This is a genomic window from Pseudoduganella lutea (assembly GCF_004209755.1).
Lineage (GTDB): Bacteria > Pseudomonadota > Gammaproteobacteria > Burkholderiales > Burkholderiaceae_D > Rugamonas > Rugamonas lutea.
The window spans coordinates 2009731-2028679 of record NZ_CP035913.1 but is presented as its reverse complement, the minus strand read 5'-3'; the positions used below and the strand labels follow the sequence as shown (position 1 = coordinate 2028679).

The 18949-nt window shown below is 63.9% G+C and carries 22 protein-coding genes and 1 pseudogene; 11 read left to right on the top strand and 12 right to left on the bottom strand.

Annotated features, from left to right (window positions below; genetic code table 11):
* On the top strand, positions 1-834 hold the full coding sequence (locus EWM63_RS08500) for a hypothetical protein (protein WP_130186139.1): 834 nt from the start codon (positions 1-3) through the stop codon (positions 832-834).
* A gap of 146 nt (positions 835-980) precedes the next feature.
* On the opposite strand, the gene EWM63_RS08495 is transcribed toward EWM63_RS08500, so the two are convergent.
* Positions 981-1535 carry a cob(I)yrinic acid a,c-diamide adenosyltransferase gene (locus tag EWM63_RS08495; protein WP_130186138.1) on the bottom strand — a complete coding sequence of 185 codons (555 nt, stop codon included), beginning with the start codon at positions 1533-1535 and terminating at the stop codon, positions 981-983.
* Between the two features lie 173 nt (positions 1536-1708).
* Here EWM63_RS08495 and EWM63_RS08490 point away from each other — a divergent pair, with 173 nt between their 5' ends.
* Positions 1709-3202 (top strand): FAD-linked oxidase C-terminal domain-containing protein, encoded by a 1494-nt coding sequence (locus EWM63_RS08490; protein ID WP_130186137.1) that lies wholly within the window; start codon positions 1709-1711, stop codon positions 3200-3202.
* 90 nt (positions 3203-3292) lie between these two features.
* Here EWM63_RS08490 and EWM63_RS08485 read toward each other — a convergent pair whose 3' ends face one another.
* From EWM63_RS08485 to EWM63_RS08470, 4 genes are read right to left on the bottom strand one after another with little or no spacing between them, the layout of a single operon-like run.
* Complete coding sequence (locus EWM63_RS08485; protein WP_229487810.1) at positions 3293-3742, bottom strand: GNAT family N-acetyltransferase; 450 nt, start codon at positions 3740-3742, stop codon at positions 3293-3295.
* Between the two features lie 34 nt (positions 3743-3776).
* The gene (locus tag EWM63_RS08480) at positions 3777-4262 is read right to left on the bottom strand and encodes a glutathione peroxidase (protein WP_130186136.1); all 486 of its coding nucleotides are present in this window, start codon (positions 4260-4262) and stop codon (positions 3777-3779) included.
* A gap of 55 nt (positions 4263-4317) precedes the next feature.
* Positions 4318-5454, bottom strand: coding sequence for a PilT/PilU family type 4a pilus ATPase (locus EWM63_RS08475; protein WP_130186135.1), 1137 nt, complete (start codon positions 5452-5454; stop codon positions 4318-4320).
* A gap of 9 nt (positions 5455-5463) precedes the next feature.
* The gene (locus tag EWM63_RS08470) at positions 5464-6507 is read right to left on the bottom strand and encodes a type IV pilus twitching motility protein PilT (protein ID WP_130186134.1); all 1044 of its coding nucleotides are present in this window, start codon (positions 6505-6507) and stop codon (positions 5464-5466) included.
* A 53-nt stretch (positions 6508-6560) separates the two neighbouring features.
* Here EWM63_RS08470 and EWM63_RS08465 point away from each other — a divergent pair, with 53 nt between their 5' ends.
* Positions 6561-7280, top strand: coding sequence for a YggS family pyridoxal phosphate-dependent enzyme (locus EWM63_RS08465; protein ID WP_130186133.1), 720 nt, complete (start codon positions 6561-6563; stop codon positions 7278-7280).
* 17 nt (positions 7281-7297) lie between these two features.
* The gene (gene proC, locus EWM63_RS08460; RefSeq protein WP_130186132.1) at positions 7298-8134 is read left to right on the top strand and encodes a pyrroline-5-carboxylate reductase; all 837 of its coding nucleotides are present in this window, start codon (positions 7298-7300) and stop codon (positions 8132-8134) included.
* Between the two features lie 74 nt (positions 8135-8208).
* Here proC and EWM63_RS08455 read toward each other — a convergent pair whose 3' ends face one another.
* The 3 genes from EWM63_RS08455 to EWM63_RS08445 form a co-directional block, all read right to left on the bottom strand.
* Entirely contained in the window at positions 8209-8595 is a 387-nt protein-coding gene (locus tag EWM63_RS08455) for an ElaB/YgaM/YqjD family protein (protein WP_130186131.1), read from the bottom strand.
* A 90-nt stretch (positions 8596-8685) separates the two neighbouring features.
* On the bottom strand, positions 8686-9561 hold the full coding sequence (gene ubiA, locus EWM63_RS08450) for a 4-hydroxybenzoate octaprenyltransferase (protein WP_130186130.1): 876 nt from the start codon (positions 9559-9561) through the stop codon (positions 8686-8688).
* 10 nt (positions 9562-9571) lie between these two features.
* Complete coding sequence (locus tag EWM63_RS08445; RefSeq protein WP_130186129.1) at positions 9572-10543, bottom strand: hydrogen peroxide-inducible genes activator; 972 nt, start codon at positions 10541-10543, stop codon at positions 9572-9574.
* Between the two features lie 140 nt (positions 10544-10683).
* Here EWM63_RS08445 and EWM63_RS08440 point away from each other — a divergent pair, with 140 nt between their 5' ends.
* Positions 10684-11181, top strand: coding sequence for an adenylyltransferase/cytidyltransferase family protein (locus EWM63_RS08440; RefSeq protein WP_130186128.1), 498 nt, complete (start codon positions 10684-10686; stop codon positions 11179-11181).
* Here the strand turns inward: EWM63_RS08440 and EWM63_RS08435 are convergent.
* The 4 genes from EWM63_RS08435 to EWM63_RS08420 form a co-directional block, all read right to left on the bottom strand.
* Positions 11156-11620 carry a DUF421 domain-containing protein gene (locus EWM63_RS08435; RefSeq protein ID WP_130186127.1) on the bottom strand — a complete coding sequence of 155 codons (465 nt, stop codon included), beginning with the start codon at positions 11618-11620 and terminating at the stop codon, positions 11156-11158. The genes EWM63_RS08440 and EWM63_RS08435 overlap by 26 nt on opposite strands.
* A 30-nt stretch (positions 11621-11650) precedes the next feature.
* Positions 11651-12517 carry an REP-associated tyrosine transposase gene (locus EWM63_RS08430; RefSeq protein ID WP_130186126.1) on the bottom strand — a complete coding sequence of 289 codons (867 nt, stop codon included), beginning with the start codon at positions 12515-12517 and terminating at the stop codon, positions 11651-11653.
* A gap of 139 nt (positions 12518-12656) precedes the next feature.
* A complete protein-coding gene (trmL, locus tag EWM63_RS08425; protein ID WP_130186125.1) occupies positions 12657-13127 on the bottom strand; it encodes a tRNA (uridine(34)/cytosine(34)/5-carboxymethylaminomethyluridine(34)-2'-O)-methyltransferase TrmL in 471 nt (156 codons plus the stop codon).
* Positions 13128-13150: 23 nt separating this feature from the next.
* A complete protein-coding gene (locus EWM63_RS08420) occupies positions 13151-13891 on the bottom strand; it encodes a ComF family protein (protein WP_229487809.1) in 741 nt (246 codons plus the stop codon).
* A gap of 39 nt (positions 13892-13930) precedes the next feature.
* Between EWM63_RS08420 and EWM63_RS08415 the strand changes: the two genes are divergently transcribed.
* From EWM63_RS08415 to EWM63_RS08395, 6 genes and pseudogenes are all read left to right on the top strand, one after another.
* The gene (locus EWM63_RS08415) at positions 13931-14839 is read left to right on the top strand and encodes a methyltransferase domain-containing protein (RefSeq protein WP_130190273.1); all 909 of its coding nucleotides are present in this window, start codon (positions 13931-13933) and stop codon (positions 14837-14839) included.
* A 335-nt stretch (positions 14840-15174) separates the two neighbouring features.
* Positions 15175-16398, top strand: coding sequence for a cytochrome c oxidase subunit II (coxB, locus tag EWM63_RS08410; protein ID WP_130186123.1), 1224 nt, complete (start codon positions 15175-15177; stop codon positions 16396-16398).
* Positions 16399-16413: 15 nt separating this feature from the next.
* On the top strand, positions 16414-18036 hold the full coding sequence (gene ctaD / locus EWM63_RS08405; protein ID WP_130186122.1) for a cytochrome c oxidase subunit I: 1623 nt from the start codon (positions 16414-16416) through the stop codon (positions 18034-18036).
* 13 nt (positions 18037-18049) lie between these two features.
* Positions 18050-18148 (top strand): cytochrome oxidase small assembly protein, encoded by a 99-nt coding sequence (locus EWM63_RS32315; protein ID WP_229487807.1) that lies wholly within the window; start codon positions 18050-18052, stop codon positions 18146-18148.
* A gap of 15 nt (positions 18149-18163) precedes the next feature.
* Positions 18164-18733, top strand: coding sequence for a cytochrome c oxidase assembly protein (locus tag EWM63_RS08400; protein ID WP_130186121.1), 570 nt, complete (start codon positions 18164-18166; stop codon positions 18731-18733).
* Positions 18730-18926: pseudogene (locus EWM63_RS08395) on the top strand (DUF2970 domain-containing protein). Before EWM63_RS08400 ends, EWM63_RS08395 begins: the two are co-directional and overlap by 4 nt.
* Positions 18927-18949 lie beyond the last annotated feature (23 nt).

Here is an 18949-nt window from a genome sequence, read left to right as displayed (position 1 = left end):
GTGGTTCAGAACAAGTGGTATGTCCATCCGGCGATCGCCGTGGCGGTCCTCGTCAACGTTTTCGTGATGGGCCTCGCCATCGCGTGGTCCGGCGACCCCGCAAAGCTGCAGCGCCTGCTGGTGGAAGACGGCATCGTCGAATGGATGCAGTTCCTGTGCTTCGCCGTGACGTCCGGCCTGCTGGCCTTCGCCGCGGTCGAACACTGGCAGCGCGAGCGGCGCATCGACCTGCCGCTGCTGGCGCTGGTGGGCCTGTCCGGCATCGTGGCGCTGGCCGCGCTGGAGGAAATCAGCTGGTTCCAGCGCATCCTGAACGTCACCACGCCCGAGTACTTTGCCCAGAATAACCGCCAGGGCGAAACGAACCTGCACAACCTGGCGATCGGCAAGAAGGGCAGCATCCACAAGACGATCCTGCTGAAGGTCATCGCCATCGCCGGCCTCACGCACAATATCGTGCTGCCGCTGCTGGCCCGCAAGCGCCCGGCGATCCGCGACTTCGTCGAGCGTTTCGGCCTGTACCTGCCGCCGCTGTCCGCCTCGGTGATCTACATCGTGCTGGTGGCGATTTCCCACCTCGTGATCGACCATCCGCGCAAGGGCGAACTGGGCGAAATGTTCGGCGCCATGCATTACACGGCCACCGTGTTCGCCGCCTACTTCCTCGGCATCGGCTACGGCAAGCGCCCCATCTTCGAAACGCCGGCCGACAGCCGCCGTGTGGGCACGCTGTTCGCGATGCTGCTGGTGTTCCTGCTGCTGACCGCATGGCTGCTGAGCGCCGGCGCCGGTGCCGAGCCTTACCTGGCGCTGCACCCGAACGGCAAGGACTGATCTATCCAAAGCAGAGTTCGTGTCCACCTTGGGGTCAACCCCGAAATCGGACACGACCTCGGCCGTAATATGGCTGCGAATGAATGGGACTGTTCAGCCCGTGTCCTAAAATGGGGTTGACCCCGTGGTGGACACGGGCAGGGCTGTCAGCTGCGTTTTCGCTCGTGGTGCCACAGCACGTCGCTGCCGCCGGCAAAGCGGTTCAGCACGCGGGCGAGCACGAACAGCAGGTCGGATAAGCGGTTCACGTACTGGCGCGGGTGGTCGTGGATCGTTTCCTCGCTGCCCAGCGTGACGATGCTGCGCTCGGCGCGCCGGCACACCGTGCGGCACACGTGCGCCAGCGATGCGGCGCGCGAACCCGCCGGCAGGATGAATTCCGTCAGCGTCGGCAAGGTGGCGTTGTATTTCTCCAGCAGCCCATCGAGCCGCTCCACGTGTTCTTCCTTGATCAGCTGGTAGCCGGGAATGCACAGTTCACCGCCCAGGTCGAACAGGTCGTGCTGGATCGCCACCAGTTCCTCGCGCAGTTCGTCCGGCAGCGGCTCGCACAGCAGCAGGCCCAGGTTCGAATTGAGCTCGTCGACGTCGCCCATGGCGTGCACACGCACGCTGTCCTTGCGGGTGCGGCTGCCATCCCCCAGGCCGGTGGTGCCATTGTCACCCGTGCGGGTCGCGATCTTCGATAGCCGGTTGCCCATGCTCGCCTCCATGTAGTGAAAGTGCGAGCATACGCCACATCCCAGCGAAAGCGAAACCGGTGACAGACACCGGTTTTCCCGGAACATTCCTGGAAAACCAGTGACAGACACCGGTTATGTTGAAACTTTTCCTCCGAGCGCGGTCCGCCAGCCGTTTGGCCTACAATCGGCCCATGACCACGCCACCCGCCAGTGCAGCGCCGTTCAGTGAAAGCCGCCAGCGCGACGTGGCACGCGCGCTGGGCGCAGTGTTGCCGTCAGGCTGCGTGCTGCATCGGCTCGAGGATACCCGCCCATATGAATGCGACGGCCTGTCCGCGTTCCGCCAGCCGCCGATGATCGTGGCGCTGCCGGGAAACGAGGCGCAGGTAGTGGCCGTGCTGGCGGTCTGCCGGGAGATGAGCGTGCCGATCGTGCCGCGCGGCGCGGGCACGGGGCTGTCGGGCGGAGCGATGCCGATCGCCGATGGCGTGGTGCTGTCCACCGCGAAGCTGAACCGCATCGTGCGGCTCGATGCGGGGGCGCGCACGGCCATCGTGCAGCCCGGCGTGCGCAACCTCGCCATTTCGGAAGCAGCCGCGCCGCATGGCCTGTATTACGCTCCCGATCCCTCGTCGCAGATCGCCTGCACGATCGGCGGCAACGTAGCCGAGAATTCCGGCGGCGTGCATTGCCTGAAGTACGGCCTCACCGTGCACAACGTGCTGCGCGTGCGCGTGGCCACGATCGACGGCGCCATCATCGAACTGGGCAGCGAAGCGCCCGATGCGCCGGGCCTCGACCTGCTGTCCGTGTTCATCGGTTCCGAAGGCATGCTGGGCATCGTCACGGAAGTCACCGTCAAGCTCGTGCCGAAGCCGGCGGTGCAGCGCGTGATCATGGCATCGTTCGGCGACATCGTCACGGGCGCCAACGCGGTGGCGCGCGTGATCGCGGCCGGCATCATCCCCGCCGGCCTGGAGATGATGGACCAGACATCGTCGCGCATGGTCGAGCCCTTCGTCCACGCGGGCTACGACCTGGAAGCGGCGGCGATCCTGCTGTGCGAGGCGGACGGCACGCCGGAGGAAGTGGAAGACGAGATCGCTCGCATGGCGGCAGTGCTGCACGACGCCGGAGCGACGGCGATCGCGGTGTCCTCCACCGAGGCCGAGCGCCTGAGGTTCTGGTCCGGTCGCAAGAACGCGTTCCCGGCCGCCGGCCGCATCTCGCCCGACTACTACTGCATGGATGGCACAATCCCCCGCAAGCACCTGGCGCACGTCCTCGCCGGCATCGCGCAGATGGAAGTGAAGTACGGCCTGCGCTGCGCCAACGTGTTCCACGCCGGCGACGGCAACCTGCACCCGCTGATCCTGTTCGATGCGAACGTGCCCGACGAACTGGCGCGCGCGGAAAGCTTCGGCGCCGAGATCCTGGCGCTGTGCGTGGCCGTTGGCGGCACGATCACCGGCGAACACGGGGTGGGCATCGAGAAGATCGATTCCATGTGCGTGCAATTCACGCCGGCCGAATTGAATGCCTTCTTCGGCGTCAAGCGGGCCTTCGATCCGACGTCGCTGCTGAACCCGAACAAGGCGATTCCCACGCTGCACCGCTGCGCCGAGTTCGGGCGCATGCGCGTGACCGGAGGCGTGCTGGCGCATCCGGAGCTGCCGCGTTTTTGACGTGAGCGCCTTCAGCCTGCAAGCCTGTAGCCGATGCTCGATCGCCGGCCTGTCGCAATTGCCGCCAGTGCGAACAAAACCCTGCGCAGCTTACTCGACTGTTCGTGACCTGCTCAGGGAATACCCGATGTCGGTAGCGCTGACCGGCGCACGGCTCCAGCCCTGTGCCGAATAGAAGCGGTCAGCCCTGGTATTCACGCCGGTGGTGAGGCGGATACTGTCGTGTCCAATGGCGAACAGCCAATCGGTTGCGAGCTTGAGCAGTGCCTGGCCGAGACCACGCCCCTCATGCCCGGGACTGACAAACAAGGCCCAGATGGACGCATTGACTTTGTCCGCATAACAGAACGCAACGATCTCGTTGTCACTCTCCGCAACCCAGCCGCGTCCCGACAGTTCCAGGTAACGTTCGTACATGTCAGCGGTAACGCGCGCCGGGTCCGACAAACGGTTTTCGGTGACAGACAGCCGAATCATCGACATGGCGGGGATGTCGGCGCTGTTGGCGCGTCTGAACAGCAAATTGTTCGTTCGAGACATTGCGATTCGAGAATGGAAGGAGGTGCACACGCCCTCAAGCGCCCAGCAATGCCTCGATATCATCGGCGATATCGTCCGGCTTGGTCGCCGGCGCATAGCGCTTCGCCACGGTGCCATCCCTGCGCACCAGGAACTTGGTGAAGTTCCATTTGATGCCTTCGGTGCCCAGCAGGCCCGGCGCCGTCTTCTTCAAATGCTGGAACAGCGGATGCGCATCCGCGCCATTCACGTCGACCTTGGCGAACAGCGGGAACGTCACGCCATAGTTTTTTTCACAGAAGGCGCCGATTTCCTCGTGCGTGCCGGATTCTTGCGCGCCGAACTGGTTGCACGGGAAGCCCAGCACCTCGAAGCCCCGCTCGTGGAAGCGTTCATGCAGCTTTTCCAGGCCGGCATATTGCGGCGTGAAGCCGCAGGCGCTGGCCGTGTTCACGATCAGCAGCACCTTGTCGTGATACTGCGCCAGGTTGACGGGCTGGCCGGCCAGGCCCACGGCGGAAAAATCGAAGACGGTACTCATGTGTTCTCCTCGGGTCGGATCATCCGGGTTTCATTACCCGGTTCATATCCGCTGTTTATATCAGACCCAGGTGTTCGGTGCCGGCCGACAGGTCGCGATGCTGTGCGCCTTTTCCTTCGAGCTTGATGGCCAGGCGCAGGTCGTTGACGGAATCGGCATTGCGCAGCGCATCCTCGTAGCTGATCGTGCCTGCCTCGTAGAGGTCGAACAGCGACTGGTCGAACGTCTGCATGCCCAGCTCGCGCGACTTCTTCATCAATTCCTTGATCTCGTGCACCTTGCCCTGGAAGATCAGGTCGGAGATCAGCGGGGAGTTCAGCAGGATCTCGATCGCCACCGCGCGGCCGCGGCTTTCCTTCAACGGGATCAGCCGCTGCGAGATCATGCCTTTCAGGTTCAGCGACAGGTCCATCAGCAGTTGCTGGCGGCGCTCTTCCGGAAAGAAGTTGATGATGCGGTCCAGCGCCTGGTTGGCACTGTTGGCGTGCAGCGTGGCCAGGCACAGGTGGCCCGTTTCGGCGAACGCGATTGCGTGGTCCATCGTTTCGCGGTCGCGGATCTCGCCGATCTGGATCACGTCCGGCGCCTGGCGCAGCGTGTTCTTCAGCGCGATTTCCCAGTCCTCGGTATCGACGCCCACTTCGCGCTGCGTGACGATGCAGTTGCGGTGCGGGTGCACGAATTCCACCGGGTCCTCGATGGTGATGATGTGGCCATAGCTGTGTTCATTGCGGTAGCCGACCATGGCCGCCAGCGTCGTCGACTTGCCCGAGCCGGTGGCACCCACCATGACCACGAGGCCGCGCTTGGACATCACGACGTCCTTCAATACCGGGGGCAGGGCCAGCTCGTCCAGGTCGGGGATCTTGCTGTTGATGACCCGCAGCACCATGCCCGCGGCACCCATCTGCACGAAGGCCGAGACGCGGAATCTTCCCAGGTCGCCGGGGCTGATCGCAAAGTTCGCTTCCTTTGTCTGCTCGAACGTGGCCGCCTGCTTGTCGTTCATGATCGAACGGGCCAGGTCGGCCGTGTGCGCGGCCGTCAAGGGCTGGCTCGATACCGGCGTGAGCTTGCCGTCGATTTTCATCGCCGGCGGGAAGCCGGACGTGACGAACAGGTCCGACCCCTTCTTGCTGACCATCAGGCGCAGCAGGTCGAACATGAATTTACTGGCCTGGTCGCGTTCCATGGTGGTCCTTTAGCCCGGGAAGTTTTCGGGGATCTTCGCGGCCGAGCGCGCGGTGGCGGACGAGATCACGTTGCGGCGCACCAGGTCGGTCAGGTTCTGGTCCAGCGTCTGCATGCCGACGTTGCTGCCGGTCTGGATCGCCGAGTACATCTGCGCGATCTTCGCTTCGCGGATCAGGTTGCGGATCGCCGGCGTGCCCACCATGATCTCGTGCGCGGCCACGCGACCCGAGCCATCCTTGGTCTTCAGCAGCGTCTGCGAGATCACGGCCTGCAGCGATTCGGACAGCATGGCGCGCACCATTTCCTTTTCCTCGGCGGGGAACACGTCGACGATGCGGTCGATCGTCTTCGCGGCGGACGACGTGTGCAGCGTGCCGAACACGAGGTGGCCCGTCTCGGCGGCAGACAGCGCCAGCCGGATCGTTTCCAGGTCGCGCAGCTCGCCCACGAGGATCGCGTCCGGATCTTCGCGCAGCGCCGAGCGCAGCGCGTTGCTGAACGACAGCGTGTGCGGGCCCACTTCGCGCTGGTTGATCAGGCACTTCTTCGATTCGTGCACAAATTCGATCGGGTCCTCGATCGTGAGGATGTGGCCGTATTCGTGCTCGTTCAGGTGGTTCACCATCGCGGCCAGCGTGGTCGACTTGCCCGAGCCGGTGGGGCCGGTGACCAGCACCAGGCCACGCGGCCTCAAGGCGAACTCGCCGAAGATGCGCGGCGCGTTCAGGTCTTCCAGCGTGAGGATCTTCGACGGGATCGTGCGCAGCACGGCCGAGGCGCCGCGATCCTGGTTGTAGGCATTGACGCGGAAGCGGGCCAGGCCGGGAATGGCGAAGCTGAAATCGACTTCGAGCATTTCCTCGTAAGCCTTGCGCTGGGCATCGTTCATGATGTCATAGATCATGCGATGCACTTCCTTGTGCTCCAGCGGATCCACGTTCAAGCGGCGCACATCGCCGTGCACGCGGATCATCGGCGGCAGGCCGGCCGACAGGTGCAGGTCGGATGCCTTGTTTTTCACGGAGAACGCGAGCAGATCGGAGATGTCCATTTATAATCCCTGTGCCTTGAAAAAATGCCAGCTGTGGGCTGGCGCGTCTGATTATGTCCGGAATCCCAGAGCGTTTGCAAGCTGTCGAAAATGCCATTGTGGCCGCGTGCGGCGAGGCGCGGCGCCCGCCTGAGGGGGTGCATCTGCTGGCCGTATCGAAGACCTTCGGGCCCGATGCCGTGCTTGCCGCCGCCCTTGCCGGGCAGCGCGCCTTCGGCGAAAACTACGTGCAGGAAGGCGTGGACAAGGTGCGCGCCGTGGCGGAAGCGCTGCCGGATTCATTGCCGGGCACGCGCCTGACCTGGCATTTCATCGGCCCGATCCAGAGCAACAAGACGCGGCCCATCGCCGAGCATTTCGACTGGGTGCATACGGTCGAGCGCGAAAAGATCGCCGCGCGGCTGTCCGAGCAGCGCCCCGCCGCGCTGGGGCCGCTGAACGTGTGCTTGCAGGTCAACATCAGCGGCGAGGCCAGCAAGAGCGGCATCGCGCCCGCCGAGGTGGAAGCGCTGGCGGAGGCGGTGGCGCGGCTGCCGAACCTGCGGCTGCGCGGCCTGATGGCGATCCCGGAGCCCGCCGATGATTTCGCTGCGCAGCGTGCGCCGTTCGCGGCGCTGCGCGTGCTGTTTGAACGCCTGCGCGAAAAATTTGGGCCGGACTTCGATACGCTGTCGATGGGCATGTCGGCCGACATGCGCGCGGCGGTCCTCGAAGGCGCCACGATCGTGCGCGTGGGCAGCGCCATCTTCGGCGCGCGAGACTACAACAAGTAAAACCAAAAGGGATATCCATGAAGATTGCATTCATTGGCGGCGGCAACATGGCCGCCGCGCTGGTCGCCGGGCTGGCCGGCAAGGTGACGCCGGGCGCCAACATCCATGTCGTCGACCCGAACCCGGCCGCGCTCGAAGCGCTGCACGCGGGGCATGGCGTGACGACGGCTGCGTCGATCGACGAAGCCGTCACCGCGGCCGAGGTGATCGTGCTGGCGGTGAAACCGCAGAGCATGCGCGAAGCCGTGGCGCCGCTCGTGCCGCTGCTGGCGCGCGCCAGCCAGCAGGGAAGCCATGCGCCGCTGGTGCTGTCGATCGCGGCCGGCATCCGCAGCGCCGACCTGGCACGCTGGCTCGGCGGCCATGCCGCGATCGTGCGCTGCATGCCGAACACGCCGGCGCTGATCGGCATGGGTATCTCCGGCCTCGTGGCGTCGCAAGGCGTGACCGCCGCGCAGCGCCAGGCGGCCGACCAGGTCCTGAAGGCCGTCGGCGCGACCGTGTGGCTGGACGACGAGTCGAAGATCGACGCGGTGACCGGCGTGTCCGGCAGCGGCCCGGCCTATGTGTTCTACTTCATCGAGGCGATGCAGCAGGCCGCCGTCGAGCTGGGGCTGACGGCGGAGCAGGGGCTGGAACTGGCAAAGGCCACCTTCACCGGCGCCGCGCAACTGGCCGCGCAATCGGCCGAGCCGGTGACGTTGCTGCGCGAGCGGGTCACGTCGAAGGGCGGCACCACGTACGCGGCCTTGACCAGCATGGAAGAGAGCGGCGTGAAGGCGGCGATCGTCACCGCCGTGAAGGCCGCCGCGGCCCGGGGCAGGGAGCTGGGCGAGCAGATGGGCCGGGACTGAGCGCGAGTTTTCTATGCCGACAGTGCCATGAAAAACGGCCCGCGTTGCGGGCCGTTTTGCTGCGGGCTGGTGAATCAGTCGCGCGAGATGATCACGCCGGCCAGCAGGCCGACAACGGCGCCGATCACGACCGAACGCCATGGATTGTCGTGCACATACGTATCGGCGCACTGGGCGGCGAGCTTGCCTTTTGCCAGTGCGCTGTCTTCCAGCGTCAGCAGGTTGGACTTCGCATTGCGCAGCGTTTCCTTGAAATGCGTCTTGGCTTCCTCGGCGCCTTCCGCGCTGGAGCTGGCGGCACTGCGCAGCCATTGTTCGGCATCGCCGATCGCGGTTTTCAGGTCGGTCATCAGGCGCTCGCGCGCCGCGCCCGTGTCGCTGCCGATCGTGCCCGTGCCCGCGGTGCTGCCCGCGTTGTTGCCGATGCCATTGCCTGCGGTGGGATTATTCGTCTGATCCATGGTCGCCTCGAGTTTGGTTTGTTGGAAAGCTGGTCTTCGCGGCAGAATGCTGGAGCTTGCTAAAAAGCAACTTCATGTGCGTCACAGATGTCAGCGCAGCGCGAAGTCAAGCGCAATTCCGGCAAACACAGCCGCTCCCAGATAGTTATTGTGGCGGAATGCCGCAAAACAAGGCGCACGCTCGCGTCCACGGATCAGGAAATAATGATAGACGGCACAGGCGGCCGCCACGGCAAGGCCCGCCTTGTACCAGGAACCGAGGCCGAAATAGGTGCCAGCGGCCAGCAGGATCGCCAGGTGCACGCCATAGCACAGCATCACGATCGCCACGTCGAAGCGCCCGAACGTGATGGCCGATGTCTTGATGCCGATCTTCAGGTCATCGTCGCGGTCGACCATCGCGTACTCCGTGTCGTAGGCCACAGCCCAGAACACGTTCCCCAGCAGCAGCAACCAGGCCCAGGCCGGCACCGTGTCCTGCACGGCGGCGAACGCCATCGGGATGCCGAAGCCGAAGGCGATGCCCAGGTAAGCCTGCGGGATCGCGAAGAAGCGCTTGAAATAAGGGTAGGTGCCGGCAATGACGAGCGCGGCGACGGACAATTGCTTCACCAGGGCGTTGAGCGGCTGGATCAGCAGGAACGCCACCAGCGACAGCGTGGCGGCGATCGCCAGCGCTTCCTTGCCGCTGACGCGGCCGCTGGTGATCGGCCGGTCCGCCGTGCGCTTGACGTGGCGGTCGAAGTCCTGGTCCGCATAGTCGTTGACGGCGCAACCGGCAGAGCGCATCAGCAATGTGCCGAGGCAGAAGATGACGAGCAGGTGCCAGTCGGGCACGCCGTTCGAGGCCAGCCACAGGGCCGACAGCGTGGGCCACAGCAGCAGCACGGTGCCGATCGGCTTGTCCAGGCGAACGAGGCGGAAATACAGTTGCAGCTTGCTGGGGGCGGGAGCGGAGGCATGCATGGTCGGTTCCTCAGGCGGCTTCGGCCTTGTTCGCGCCGGCCTTGTTCAAGTCTGCCTTGTCCGCATTGATCACGCCGGGCAGGCGGATCTGCGCGATGGCATCGCACACGGCGTCGATCGCGGCCTTGCGGGTAAAGCTCTTGCGCCACAGGATCACGACCCGGCGCGACGGTTGCGGGTCGTCGAAATGGCGATACTGCAGCATGCCGTCCGAGGCTTCCATGTCCACCACCGACGCGCGCGGCAGCACCGTCAGGCCGATGCCCGATGCGACCATGTGCCGGATCGTTTCCAGCGACGAGCCTTCGAACGTGCGCTGCATGCCGTTGCCGGGTGTGGAAAAGCGCGCCATCTCGGGGCATACCTCGAGCACCTGGTCGCGGAAGCAGTGGCCGGCGCCCAGCAGCAGCATGGTTTCCTTTTTCAGGTCTTCGGCCGGAATGCGCTGGCGCGCCGCCCATGGGTGGCTCTTCGGCATCGCCACCACGAACGGTTCGTCGTACAGCGTCTGCACCGCCATGCCATGCTCGGGAAGGGGCAGGGCCATGATGGCGGCATCGAGCTCGCCCTGGCGCAGCAGTTCGAGCAGCTTGACCGTGAAGTTCTCCTGCAGGATCAGCGGCATCTGCGGGGTGTGTTCGATCATCGTCTTCACGAGCGGCGGCAGCAGGTAGGGGCCGATCGTGTAGATCACCCCGAGCCGCAGCGGGCCGGCCAGCGGGTCCTTGTTCTGCTTGGCCAGTTCCTTGATCGCGGCCGTCTGCTCCAGCACGCGTTCGGCCTGGGCCACGATCTGCGCGCCCAGCGGCGTGACCGAAATCTCGGCGCCGCCCCGTTCGAACAGCATCACGCCCAGCTCATCCTCGAGCTTCTTGATCGCGACCGACAGCGTGGGCTGGGCCACGAAGCACGCTTCGGCGGCATGGCCGAAGTGCTTGGCGCGGGCCACGGCAACGATGTATTTGAGTTCGGTGAGTGTCATAAGGTCAATGCGAGTCAACGCCAGAGGGGTGTTCCCGGACGGGGTATTGTAACGGAATGGCCCTTTCCGAATGGTGGCGGCACGGTTGGCGCGGCGGCGCGACCCTATAATGGCGCCTTCCCCACTGACCGGTTTTTGCCATGCCCTCGTTCGAAGACAAGATCTGCCCCCGTGACCAGTTGCGCGCGCGCGTGGCCGCGCTACCGAAACCCGTGGTGGTCACCAACGGCGTGTTCGACATCCTGCACCGCGGCCACGTGACCTACCTGGCGCAGGCGCGCGAACTGGGCGGCTCGCTGGTGGTGGCGGCCAACACGGATGCTTCTGTCAAGCGGCTGGGCAAGGGCGACGATCGCCCGCTCAACACGCTGGAAGACCGCATGGCGGTGCTGGCCGCGCTGGAGTCCGTGGCCCTGGTGGTGCCGTTCGACGAGGATACGGCACTCGAAGTGGTCCTGGAGGCGCGCCCGGAAATCTATGCCAAGGGCGGCGACTACGACATGACGGCGATCCCGGAAGGGCAGGCAGTGCTGGCCTACGGCGGCAAGGCCGTGGCGATCGACTTCGAGCACGACCGCTCGACGACGAAGCTGCTGGCCAGGGTGCGCGAATTCACTGCTCGTTCTGGAGAATCGTGATCTTGCCGTCCGGTTCGAGGAAGGCGCACTTCATCTTGTGAACCGGGCAGTCGGCCTCGCGCAGCGCCTGCTCGACGTCGCCTTCGGCCACGCGGCACTTCTTCACGACGTCATCGAAGATCTTGCCGTCGCGGCCCAGCAGTACGGGCCGACCGTCGACCAGGTCGGCGATCTTGCGGCTGCGCGACGTGGCCACCGCGAACAGCACGTTCAGCGCGATCAGCGTGGTGGCCACGATCATGCCGCCCTGTAGCGAATCGTCGCCACCGGACAGCGAATTCGATACCGCTTCCGACAGCAGCATCACCACCAGCAGATCGAACGGCGTGAACTGGCCGATCGTGCGCTTGCCCGTGATGCGCACCATCAGCAGCAGGAAGCAGTAAATGACCGCGCCGCGCGCAATGAATTCCCACCACGGCAAGTCCATGTCGAACATAGCGCCTCCATCACAAGATGATGGGTTTGCTTATACGACGTTCCATGCATTTATGCCAACACAGCTGGCGTGCTCTACTGCCGAGTTCGTGTCCACCTTGGGGTCAACCCCCGAATCGGACACGAGCTCAACTATAAATGCATCCCGGTACTGTTTGGCTGCCCGGCTGACCGTTTTGACGGAAACACCGAAATGTGCGGCGATCGCCTTCATCGCACATCCGCCCGCATGGTAGGCAGCCGCCATGGCAACGCCCCGGTCGGGATACAGGGCTGCGTACTGCAGCATTGACAGCGGCGGGGAATCTGGTTGACTCGTATGTTCGTCCATGCCGAGTAGGGGATCTTTCATGTGGCGGCCCGCTTCGACGAAGGCCCTATAGGCCACATGCCGTGATTGCTTATGTGCAAACTGGCTGAGGATCCATTCGTGCTCCAGCCAGGCCGGTATCGGCACGATGCCAGCCAGGGATCCATAGCTGCTCCATTGCCAGCCCGCGGGATCGGTAACAAGGCCGGCCCTCACGGGATTGAGCGGGATATAGCGCGAGAGCTCAAGCAGATGCGCATCGCGATCGATCAGCACGGCGTGGAAGCGCCCTTGGAGGACGTGTCCCACGAGGTGATGCCGCTTGTTGAAATGCTGGGCATAACAACTGTTCAGGTAATGTGCGCCCGCAGACAGGTTGGCATCGGGTGTTTCGACGAGCATGTGATAGTGGTTCGGCATCATGCAATACGAATGGACGATGAATCCGAATCGTTCGGCCACGGTGCTCAGCAGGTCGCGCCAGATGAAGTGATCTCGATCGTCGAGAAAGATAGATGCCCTGCGATTGCCACGTGCCGTGACATGGTAGAGGGCGCCAGGGTACTGGATTCGGTGGGGTCGGCTCATTCCAGCACGCTAACACCACCGTTGCTGCCGGCTGCTGCGATGGATCAGTTCGCCGGACGCAACTTTTGCAGGCTGAGGCCGTGTCCGATTTTGGGGTTGACCCCATGGTGGACACGAGCTCTGATGTGGAACTTATGCGCTATGCGCCGCCGTCGTAGCCGTTCTGCCGCCATGCCTCGTACACCACCACGGCCACGGTGTTGGACAGGTTCAGGCTCCGGTTTCCCGGGCGCATGGGCAGGCGGATCCGCTGCGTGGCGGGGAAGGTCTCGCGGAACTCCGGTGCCAGCCCGCGCGTTTCGGAACCGAAGACGAACACGTCGCCGGGCCGGAAGGCGAGTTGCCCGAACGGCGTGGAGCCGTGCGTGGTCATCGCGAACATGCGGGCAGGGTCGGGCGATGCGGCGGTCAGGAACGCGTCCCAGTCCTTGTGCACTTTCATTTGCGCGTATTCGTGATAGTCGAGCCCGGCGCGCCGCATCTTCGCGTCGTCCAGCGGAAAGCCCAGTGGCTCGATCAGGTGCAGTTGCGCACCCGTGTTGGCACACAGGCGGATGACGTTGCCGGTGTTCGGCGGAATTTCTGGATTGACCAGTACTACGTGAAACAACTCTTTCTCCTCAATCATAAGAATCACTGCTCGCCACGTTGCGGCGGTGTGCGGGCAAACACGAAATTCGTCACCCGCGCGGCGCCATGGCGCTTGAGCACGGCGGCCAGCTCGCCCAGGGTCTGGCCGCTGCTCATCACGTCGTCGACGATACCGACATGCCGCCCTTCGACCAGCGCCCGCTCGGGCACCGCGAACACGTGGGCGACGTTGGCGCGGCGCCGGCCGCCGTGCAGCTTGCTCTGCGCCGATGTTTCCTGCACGCGCTCGGCCAGCCGCGGCGCCACGGCGATGCCCAGCAGCCGCCCCAGCGGCCGGGCAATTTCCAGCGCCTGGTTGAAGCCCCGCTCGGCGAGGCGACCCGGTCCCAGTGGAACAGGGCACAGCAGCGCCGGCAGGGTAAGGCCGAGGACCCCGCGTGCCGCGTCGGCCAGCAGCTCCGCGAACAGCCGCGCATGCGCCAGCTGGCCGCCGAACTTCAGTTCCAGTACCAGCCGGTCCCACGGCATCGCATAGGGGGCCGCGACCACGGTCGCGTCGAAGGCGGGGTGGCGCACCACGCAGGCACCGCACTTGAGCACGGCGCAGCCCGCCGGCAGCGGGTCCGCACAGACGGGACAGCGCGCCGCAGCGGGCGCGCCGAAGAATTGCGCGCGGCATGGCGGGCACAAAGCCTCCCGGCCGTGCATGCCGCACAGCACGCACGGGCAGGGCAGCAAGGCGGCCAGGGCCATCGCCATCGCCATCGAATATGCTCCAACCATGTAGACTGCGCACATTATCGCATTCAACTCCACATTCCCATGCAAGTCCGCCCTCCCAAACTGTCCGCTCCAATCGACCTGGAGCGCGTTCGCGCATTGTTCTCCCGGCCGGAACGCCTGCGCAATGCCGAATTCCTGCGCCGCGAAATCGCGGCGCGCATGCACGAGCGCCTGCAACTGGTGCGCCTGGCGCCACAGCGCGTGCTGGACGCCGGTTGTGGTGGCGGTGCCGATCTCGCAACATTGCAGAAAGCCTATGCCGCGGCACAGGTCATCGGCCTCGACGCGTCGGTGCCGATGCTGAAGACGATCGACACGCAGGGGGCCAGGGGCTTGAACCGCCTGATCAGCAAGCTGTTGCCGGCCAAGAGCGGCATCGATCTCGTCTGTGGTGATTTCGCCGACCTGCCGCTGGGCGCTGCCAGTGTCGACCTCGTCTGGTCGAACCTGGCGCTGCACTGGCACCCGCAGCCGGACCGCGTGTTCGCCGAATGGCGCCGCGTGCTGCGCGTCAACGGGCTGATGATGTTTTCCTGCCTCGGTCCGGACTCCTTACAGGAAGTACGTTCTGCCTTTACCGATATCGATCTTGCCCCCCATACACTGCCGTTTGTGGACATGCATGATTTCGGCGATCAGCTCGTTGAAGCGGGCTTTTCCACGCCAGTCATGGACATGGAAAAAATCACCGTCACGTACGACGATCCGGCGAAGCTTCTCGCCGATGTGCGGGCACTGGGCGGCAATCCCCTGAGCACCGTACGTAAAGGCTTGCTCAGCCGTTCAGCCCGTGAGAAGCTGTTCACAGGATTGCAAAAACAGCGCCGCGCAGACGGCAGGATCGGCCTCACTTTCGAGGTCATTTATGGACACGCTTTCAAGCCGGAAGCCCGCGTCACGAAGGATGGCGAAGCCATCATTCGCTTCGCGCCGCGGACGCCGAAATGATAGCGATACATGTGGCGCCGCACCATTTTTCGTGGTGCAATTTACCTTGAAGTCGATCAGAAATACTGCTTATAATCCTTGACTGTTTTGGCTACTTTTTTCCATACGGACAGCAAGATCCTGACGTTGCAAAAGCCAGAAACAGCAAGCATCAGCAAAGCATCAGCAAGGCATCAATAGCCCGCGTCATCGGCGATATCGGGTCTGCCGGTGGCAATGGTCGTGGCTCCAACAAGGAGCTGCAAGGTGTTGAATGCACGAGACGATCCACCTCTACAGGCAGGTCGTCGCCATAAAAAATTTTTCTTATATCTTGGGTTGGTTTTGGGGATCATATGAAACTTGCGAAGCGACTTACATCGTTGCTGGCCGCATCATGGGCGGCCCTGGCCTGCTCGCCGGGCTGGGCAGAGCCGGCAGCGACGGCAACGGGAACATACACCGCAGCCACGGGGGGCACCGGCGGGCCGCTGAAGAACCAGCTTGACCTGCAACCGGCCGCGACCCAGATCGCCTCGGAAATCTACACGCTGCACAACTGGATGATGATCGTCTGCCTGGTGATCTTCGTCGCCGTGTTCGGCGTGATGTTCTATTCGATCCTGAAGCACCGCAAATCGGTCGGCCACAAGGCCGCCACGTTCCACGAATCCACCGCCGTTGAAATCGCCTGGACCGTGGTGCCGTTCCTGATCGTCATCGGCATGGCATTGCCGGCGACCCGCACCGTGGTCGGCATGAAGGATACGTCGAACGCCGACATCACCATCAAGGCCACGGGCATGCAATGGAAGTGGGGCTACGACTACCTGAAGGGCGAAGGCGAGGGCATCTCGTTCGTCTCGAACCTGTCCACGCCGCGCGCACAGATCGGCGCGCCGGGCGCCCCCGCCACCGAGGCACGGGGCGAGAACTACCTGATGGAAGTCGACAATGAAGTGGTCGTCCCCGTCAACAAGAAGATCCGCATCGTCACCACCGCCACGGACGTGATCCACGCCTGGATGATCCCGGCGTTCGGCGTCAAGCAGGATGCGATTCCGGGCTTCGTGCGCGACACGTGGTTCAAGTCCGAGCACACCGGCACGTTCCGCGGCAATTGCGCCGAACTGTGCGGCAAGGAGCACGCATTCATGCCGATCGTCGTGAAAGTGGTCACCGACGCCGAATATACGGCCTGGGTCAACACGAAGAAGGCGGAAATGGCCGCGCTGGCGGACGATCCGAACAAGACGTGGACCATCGACGAACTGAAGACCAAGGGCGAGAAGGTGTACACCGCCAACTGCGCCGTGTGCCACCAGGCCAACGGCAAGGGTGTGCCGGGCGCGTTCGCACCGCTCGACGGCTCGGCGGTCGTGAACGGCGCCAAGGGCGACCAGATCCACGTGCTGCTGAACGGCCAGAAGACCGGCAAGTATCCGGCCGAAATGCCGGGCTGGAAGCAACTGTCGGATTCCGACATTGCCGCGGTCATCACCTACACGCGGAACAACTGGTCGAACAAGCCAGCAGAAAACATCGTTCAACCGGCTGAAATTGTGGCAGCACGCAAGTAATCCAGGAGCATTACGATGAGCACGACTACTCTCGATCACGGTCACGACCAGACGCACGGTCACGACCACGCGCATGGCCACGACGACCACGCGCACGACCATCCGACCGGCCTGCGCCGCTGGCTGTTCGCCACCAACCACAAGGACATCGGTACCCTGTACCTGTGGTTCTCGTTCATCATGCTGCTGTCCGGCGGCGTGCTGGCACTGATGATCCGCATGGAGCTGTTCCAGCCTGGCCTGCAGTTCTTCCATCCGGAGTTCTTCAACCAGCTGACCACGATGCACGGCCTGGTGATGGTGTTCGGCGCCATCATGCCCGCCTTCGTGGGCTTTGCTAACTGGATGATCCCGCTGCAGATCGGCGCATCGGACATGGCGTTCGCCCGCATGAACAACTTCAGCTTCTGGCTGCTGCCACCGGCGGCGCTGCTGCTGGCCGGTTCGTTCTTCGTGCCGGGCGGCGCCACCGCTGCCGGCTGGACGCTGTATGCGCCGCTGTCGACCCAGATGGGCCCGGGCATGGACATGGCGATCTTCGCGATGCACATCATGGGCGCCTCGTCGATCATGGGTTCGATCAACATCGTCGTCACGATCCTGAACATGCGCGCTCCAGGTATGACGTTGATGAAGATGCCGATGTTCTGCTGGACCTGGCTGATCACCGCCTACCTGCTGATCGCCGTGATGCCAGTGCTGGCCGGCGCCATCACGATGACGCTGACCGACCGCCACTTCGGCACCTCGTTCTTCAACGCCGCCGGCGGCGGCGACCCGGTCATGTACCAGCACATCTTCTGGTTCTTCGGCCACCCCGAGGTGTACATCATGATCCTGCCGGCATTCGGCATCGTCTCGCAGATCATCCCGGCGTTCGCCCGCAAGCCGCTGTTCGGCTACGCATCGATGGTGTACGCCACCGCGTCGATCGCGATCCTGTCGTTCATCGTCTGGGCGCACCACATGTTCACCACCGGCATGCCGGTCACCTCGCAGCTGTTCTTCATGTACGCCACCATGCTGATCGCGGTGCCGACCGGCGTGAAGGTGTTCAACTGGATCGCCACGATGTGGAAGGGCTCGATGACGTTCGAGACGCCGATGCTGTTCGCGGTGGGCTTCATCTTCGTGTTCACGATCGGCGGCTTCACGGGCCTGATCCTGGCAGTGACGCCGATCGACATCCAGGTGCACGACACCTACTACGTGGTGGCGCACTTCCACTACGTGCTGGTGGCCGGTTCCCTGTTCGCGCTGTTCGCCGGCTTCTACTACTGGGCGCCGAAGTGGACGGGCCACATGTACAGCGAATTGATGGGCAAGATCCACTTCTGGGGTTCGCTGGTCACGTTCAACGTCACGTTCTTCCCGATGCACTTCCTGGGCCTGGCCGGCATGCCGCGCCGCTATGCGGATTACCCGGCGCAGTTCACCGACTTCAACACGCTCGTGTCGATCGGCGCATTCGGCTTCGGCCTGATGCAGGCGTTCTTCCTGTTCTGCGTGGTGCTGCCGACGATCCGCGGCGGCAAGGCCGCATCGGCCAAGCCGTGGGAAGGCGCTGAAGGCCTGGAGTGGACCGTGCCGTCGCCGGCGCCGTTCCACACCTTTGAAACGCCGCCGACCGTCAAGTAAGCAGGAGGATGCCATGTCGAACCAGAAAAAGAGCAACCTGCGGCTGGCGCTGATCCTGGGTTCGATCGCGCTCGTGTTCTTCGTGTCCGTGATCGCCCAGCACCTGCTCTGAGCCGGGCAGCGCATCATGATGAAAGACGAGAACCGCAAGCTGCTCGGCAAGCTGGTCGTGATCGCGGTGGCGATGTTCGGGTTCGGCTACGCGCTGATCCCGGTCTACAAGCATATCTGCGAGGTGCTCGGCATTAACGTGCTGACCCAGAAGGATGGCACCGTGGCGCCGCCGGAGAATACCCAGGTCGACCGTTCGCGCAGCATCACCGTGGAGCTGGACAGCAACGTGCAGGGCACGCTGCGGTTCCGCCCCACGACGAACAGCGTCACCGTGCATCCGGGCGAGATGGTGACGGTGGTGTACGAGGTGGTGAACTCGCAGGGCCGCGTGGTGAACGCGCAGGCGGTGCCGAGCTACGCACCGCAAAGCGCCACCCCGCATTTCAAGAAAGTGGAGTGCTTCTGCTTCAAGCAGCAAACGCTGCAGGCGCACGAGGCAAAGCAGATGCCGGTGATGTTCTACCTGGATCCAAAGCTGCCGAAGGAAGTGAAGACGATCACGCTGTCGTACACCTTCATCGAGATCGGCGGTCTGGCCCAGGCACCGCAGCCAGCGGCACATGGCGGGGCGGGGCAGTTGTGAACGACCGCAAGCCGTCCTTCCTGTATTCCTTGAAGGCGGTGCTGTGGTCGTTCGTAGGGCTGCGTCGCAAGAGTGATTTCGACCAGGATGGGGCAAGCTGAACCCGATCCATGTGATCGTGGCCGGGCTGATCGCCGCGGCCGTCTTCATCGGCATCCTGGTCGCCGTCGTCGGGCTGGTGGTATCCCAATAAATAGAAGTTCGTAAATTCGACAA

Excerpts from the sequence above, each read along its gene's own strand:
- EWM63_RS08495 (WP_130186138.1), bottom strand. The coding sequence starts at position 1,535 with ATGGGCAACCGGCTATCGAAGATCGCGACCCGCACGGGTGACAATGGC.
- EWM63_RS08490 (WP_130186137.1), top strand. The coding sequence starts at position 1,709 with ATGACCACGCCACCCGCCAGTGCAGCGCCGTTCAGTGAAAGCCGCCAG.
- EWM63_RS08485 (WP_229487810.1), bottom strand. The coding sequence starts at position 3,742 with ATGTCTCGAACGAACAATTTGCTGTTCAGACGCGCCAACAGCGCCGAC.
- EWM63_RS08480 (WP_130186136.1), bottom strand. The coding sequence starts at position 4,262 with ATGAGTACCGTCTTCGATTTTTCCGCCGTGGGCCTGGCCGGCCAGCCC.
- EWM63_RS08475 (WP_130186135.1), bottom strand. The coding sequence starts at position 5,454 with ATGGAACGCGACCAGGCCAGTAAATTCATGTTCGACCTGCTGCGCCTG.
- EWM63_RS08470 (WP_130186134.1), bottom strand. The coding sequence starts at position 6,507 with ATGGACATCTCCGATCTGCTCGCGTTCTCCGTGAAAAACAAGGCATCC.
- EWM63_RS08465 (WP_130186133.1), top strand. The coding sequence starts at position 6,561 with ATGTCCGGAATCCCAGAGCGTTTGCAAGCTGTCGAAAATGCCATTGTG.
- proC (WP_130186132.1), top strand. The coding sequence starts at position 7,298 with ATGAAGATTGCATTCATTGGCGGCGGCAACATGGCCGCCGCGCTGGTC.
- EWM63_RS08455 (WP_130186131.1), bottom strand. The coding sequence starts at position 8,595 with ATGGATCAGACGAATAATCCCACCGCAGGCAATGGCATCGGCAACAAC.
- ubiA (WP_130186130.1), bottom strand. The coding sequence starts at position 9,561 with ATGCATGCCTCCGCTCCCGCCCCCAGCAAGCTGCAACTGTATTTCCGC.
- EWM63_RS08445 (WP_130186129.1), bottom strand. The coding sequence starts at position 10,543 with ATGACACTCACCGAACTCAAATACATCGTTGCCGTGGCCCGCGCCAAG.
- EWM63_RS08440 (WP_130186128.1), top strand. The coding sequence starts at position 10,684 with ATGCCCTCGTTCGAAGACAAGATCTGCCCCCGTGACCAGTTGCGCGCG.
- EWM63_RS08435 (WP_130186127.1), bottom strand. The coding sequence starts at position 11,620 with ATGTTCGACATGGACTTGCCGTGGTGGGAATTCATTGCGCGCGGCGCG.
- EWM63_RS08430 (WP_130186126.1), bottom strand. The coding sequence starts at position 12,517 with ATGAGCCGACCCCACCGAATCCAGTACCCTGGCGCCCTCTACCATGTC.
- EWM63_RS08420 (WP_229487809.1), bottom strand. The coding sequence starts at position 13,891 with ATGGTTGGAGCATATTCGATGGCGATGGCGATGGCCCTGGCCGCCTTG.
- EWM63_RS08415 (WP_130190273.1), top strand. The coding sequence starts at position 13,931 with ATGCAAGTCCGCCCTCCCAAACTGTCCGCTCCAATCGACCTGGAGCGC.
- coxB (WP_130186123.1), top strand. The coding sequence starts at position 15,175 with ATGAAACTTGCGAAGCGACTTACATCGTTGCTGGCCGCATCATGGGCG.
- ctaD (WP_130186122.1), top strand. The coding sequence starts at position 16,414 with ATGAGCACGACTACTCTCGATCACGGTCACGACCAGACGCACGGTCAC.
- EWM63_RS32315 (WP_229487807.1), top strand. The coding sequence starts at position 18,050 with ATGTCGAACCAGAAAAAGAGCAACCTGCGGCTGGCGCTGATCCTGGGT.
- EWM63_RS08400 (WP_130186121.1), top strand. The coding sequence starts at position 18,164 with ATGATGAAAGACGAGAACCGCAAGCTGCTCGGCAAGCTGGTCGTGATC.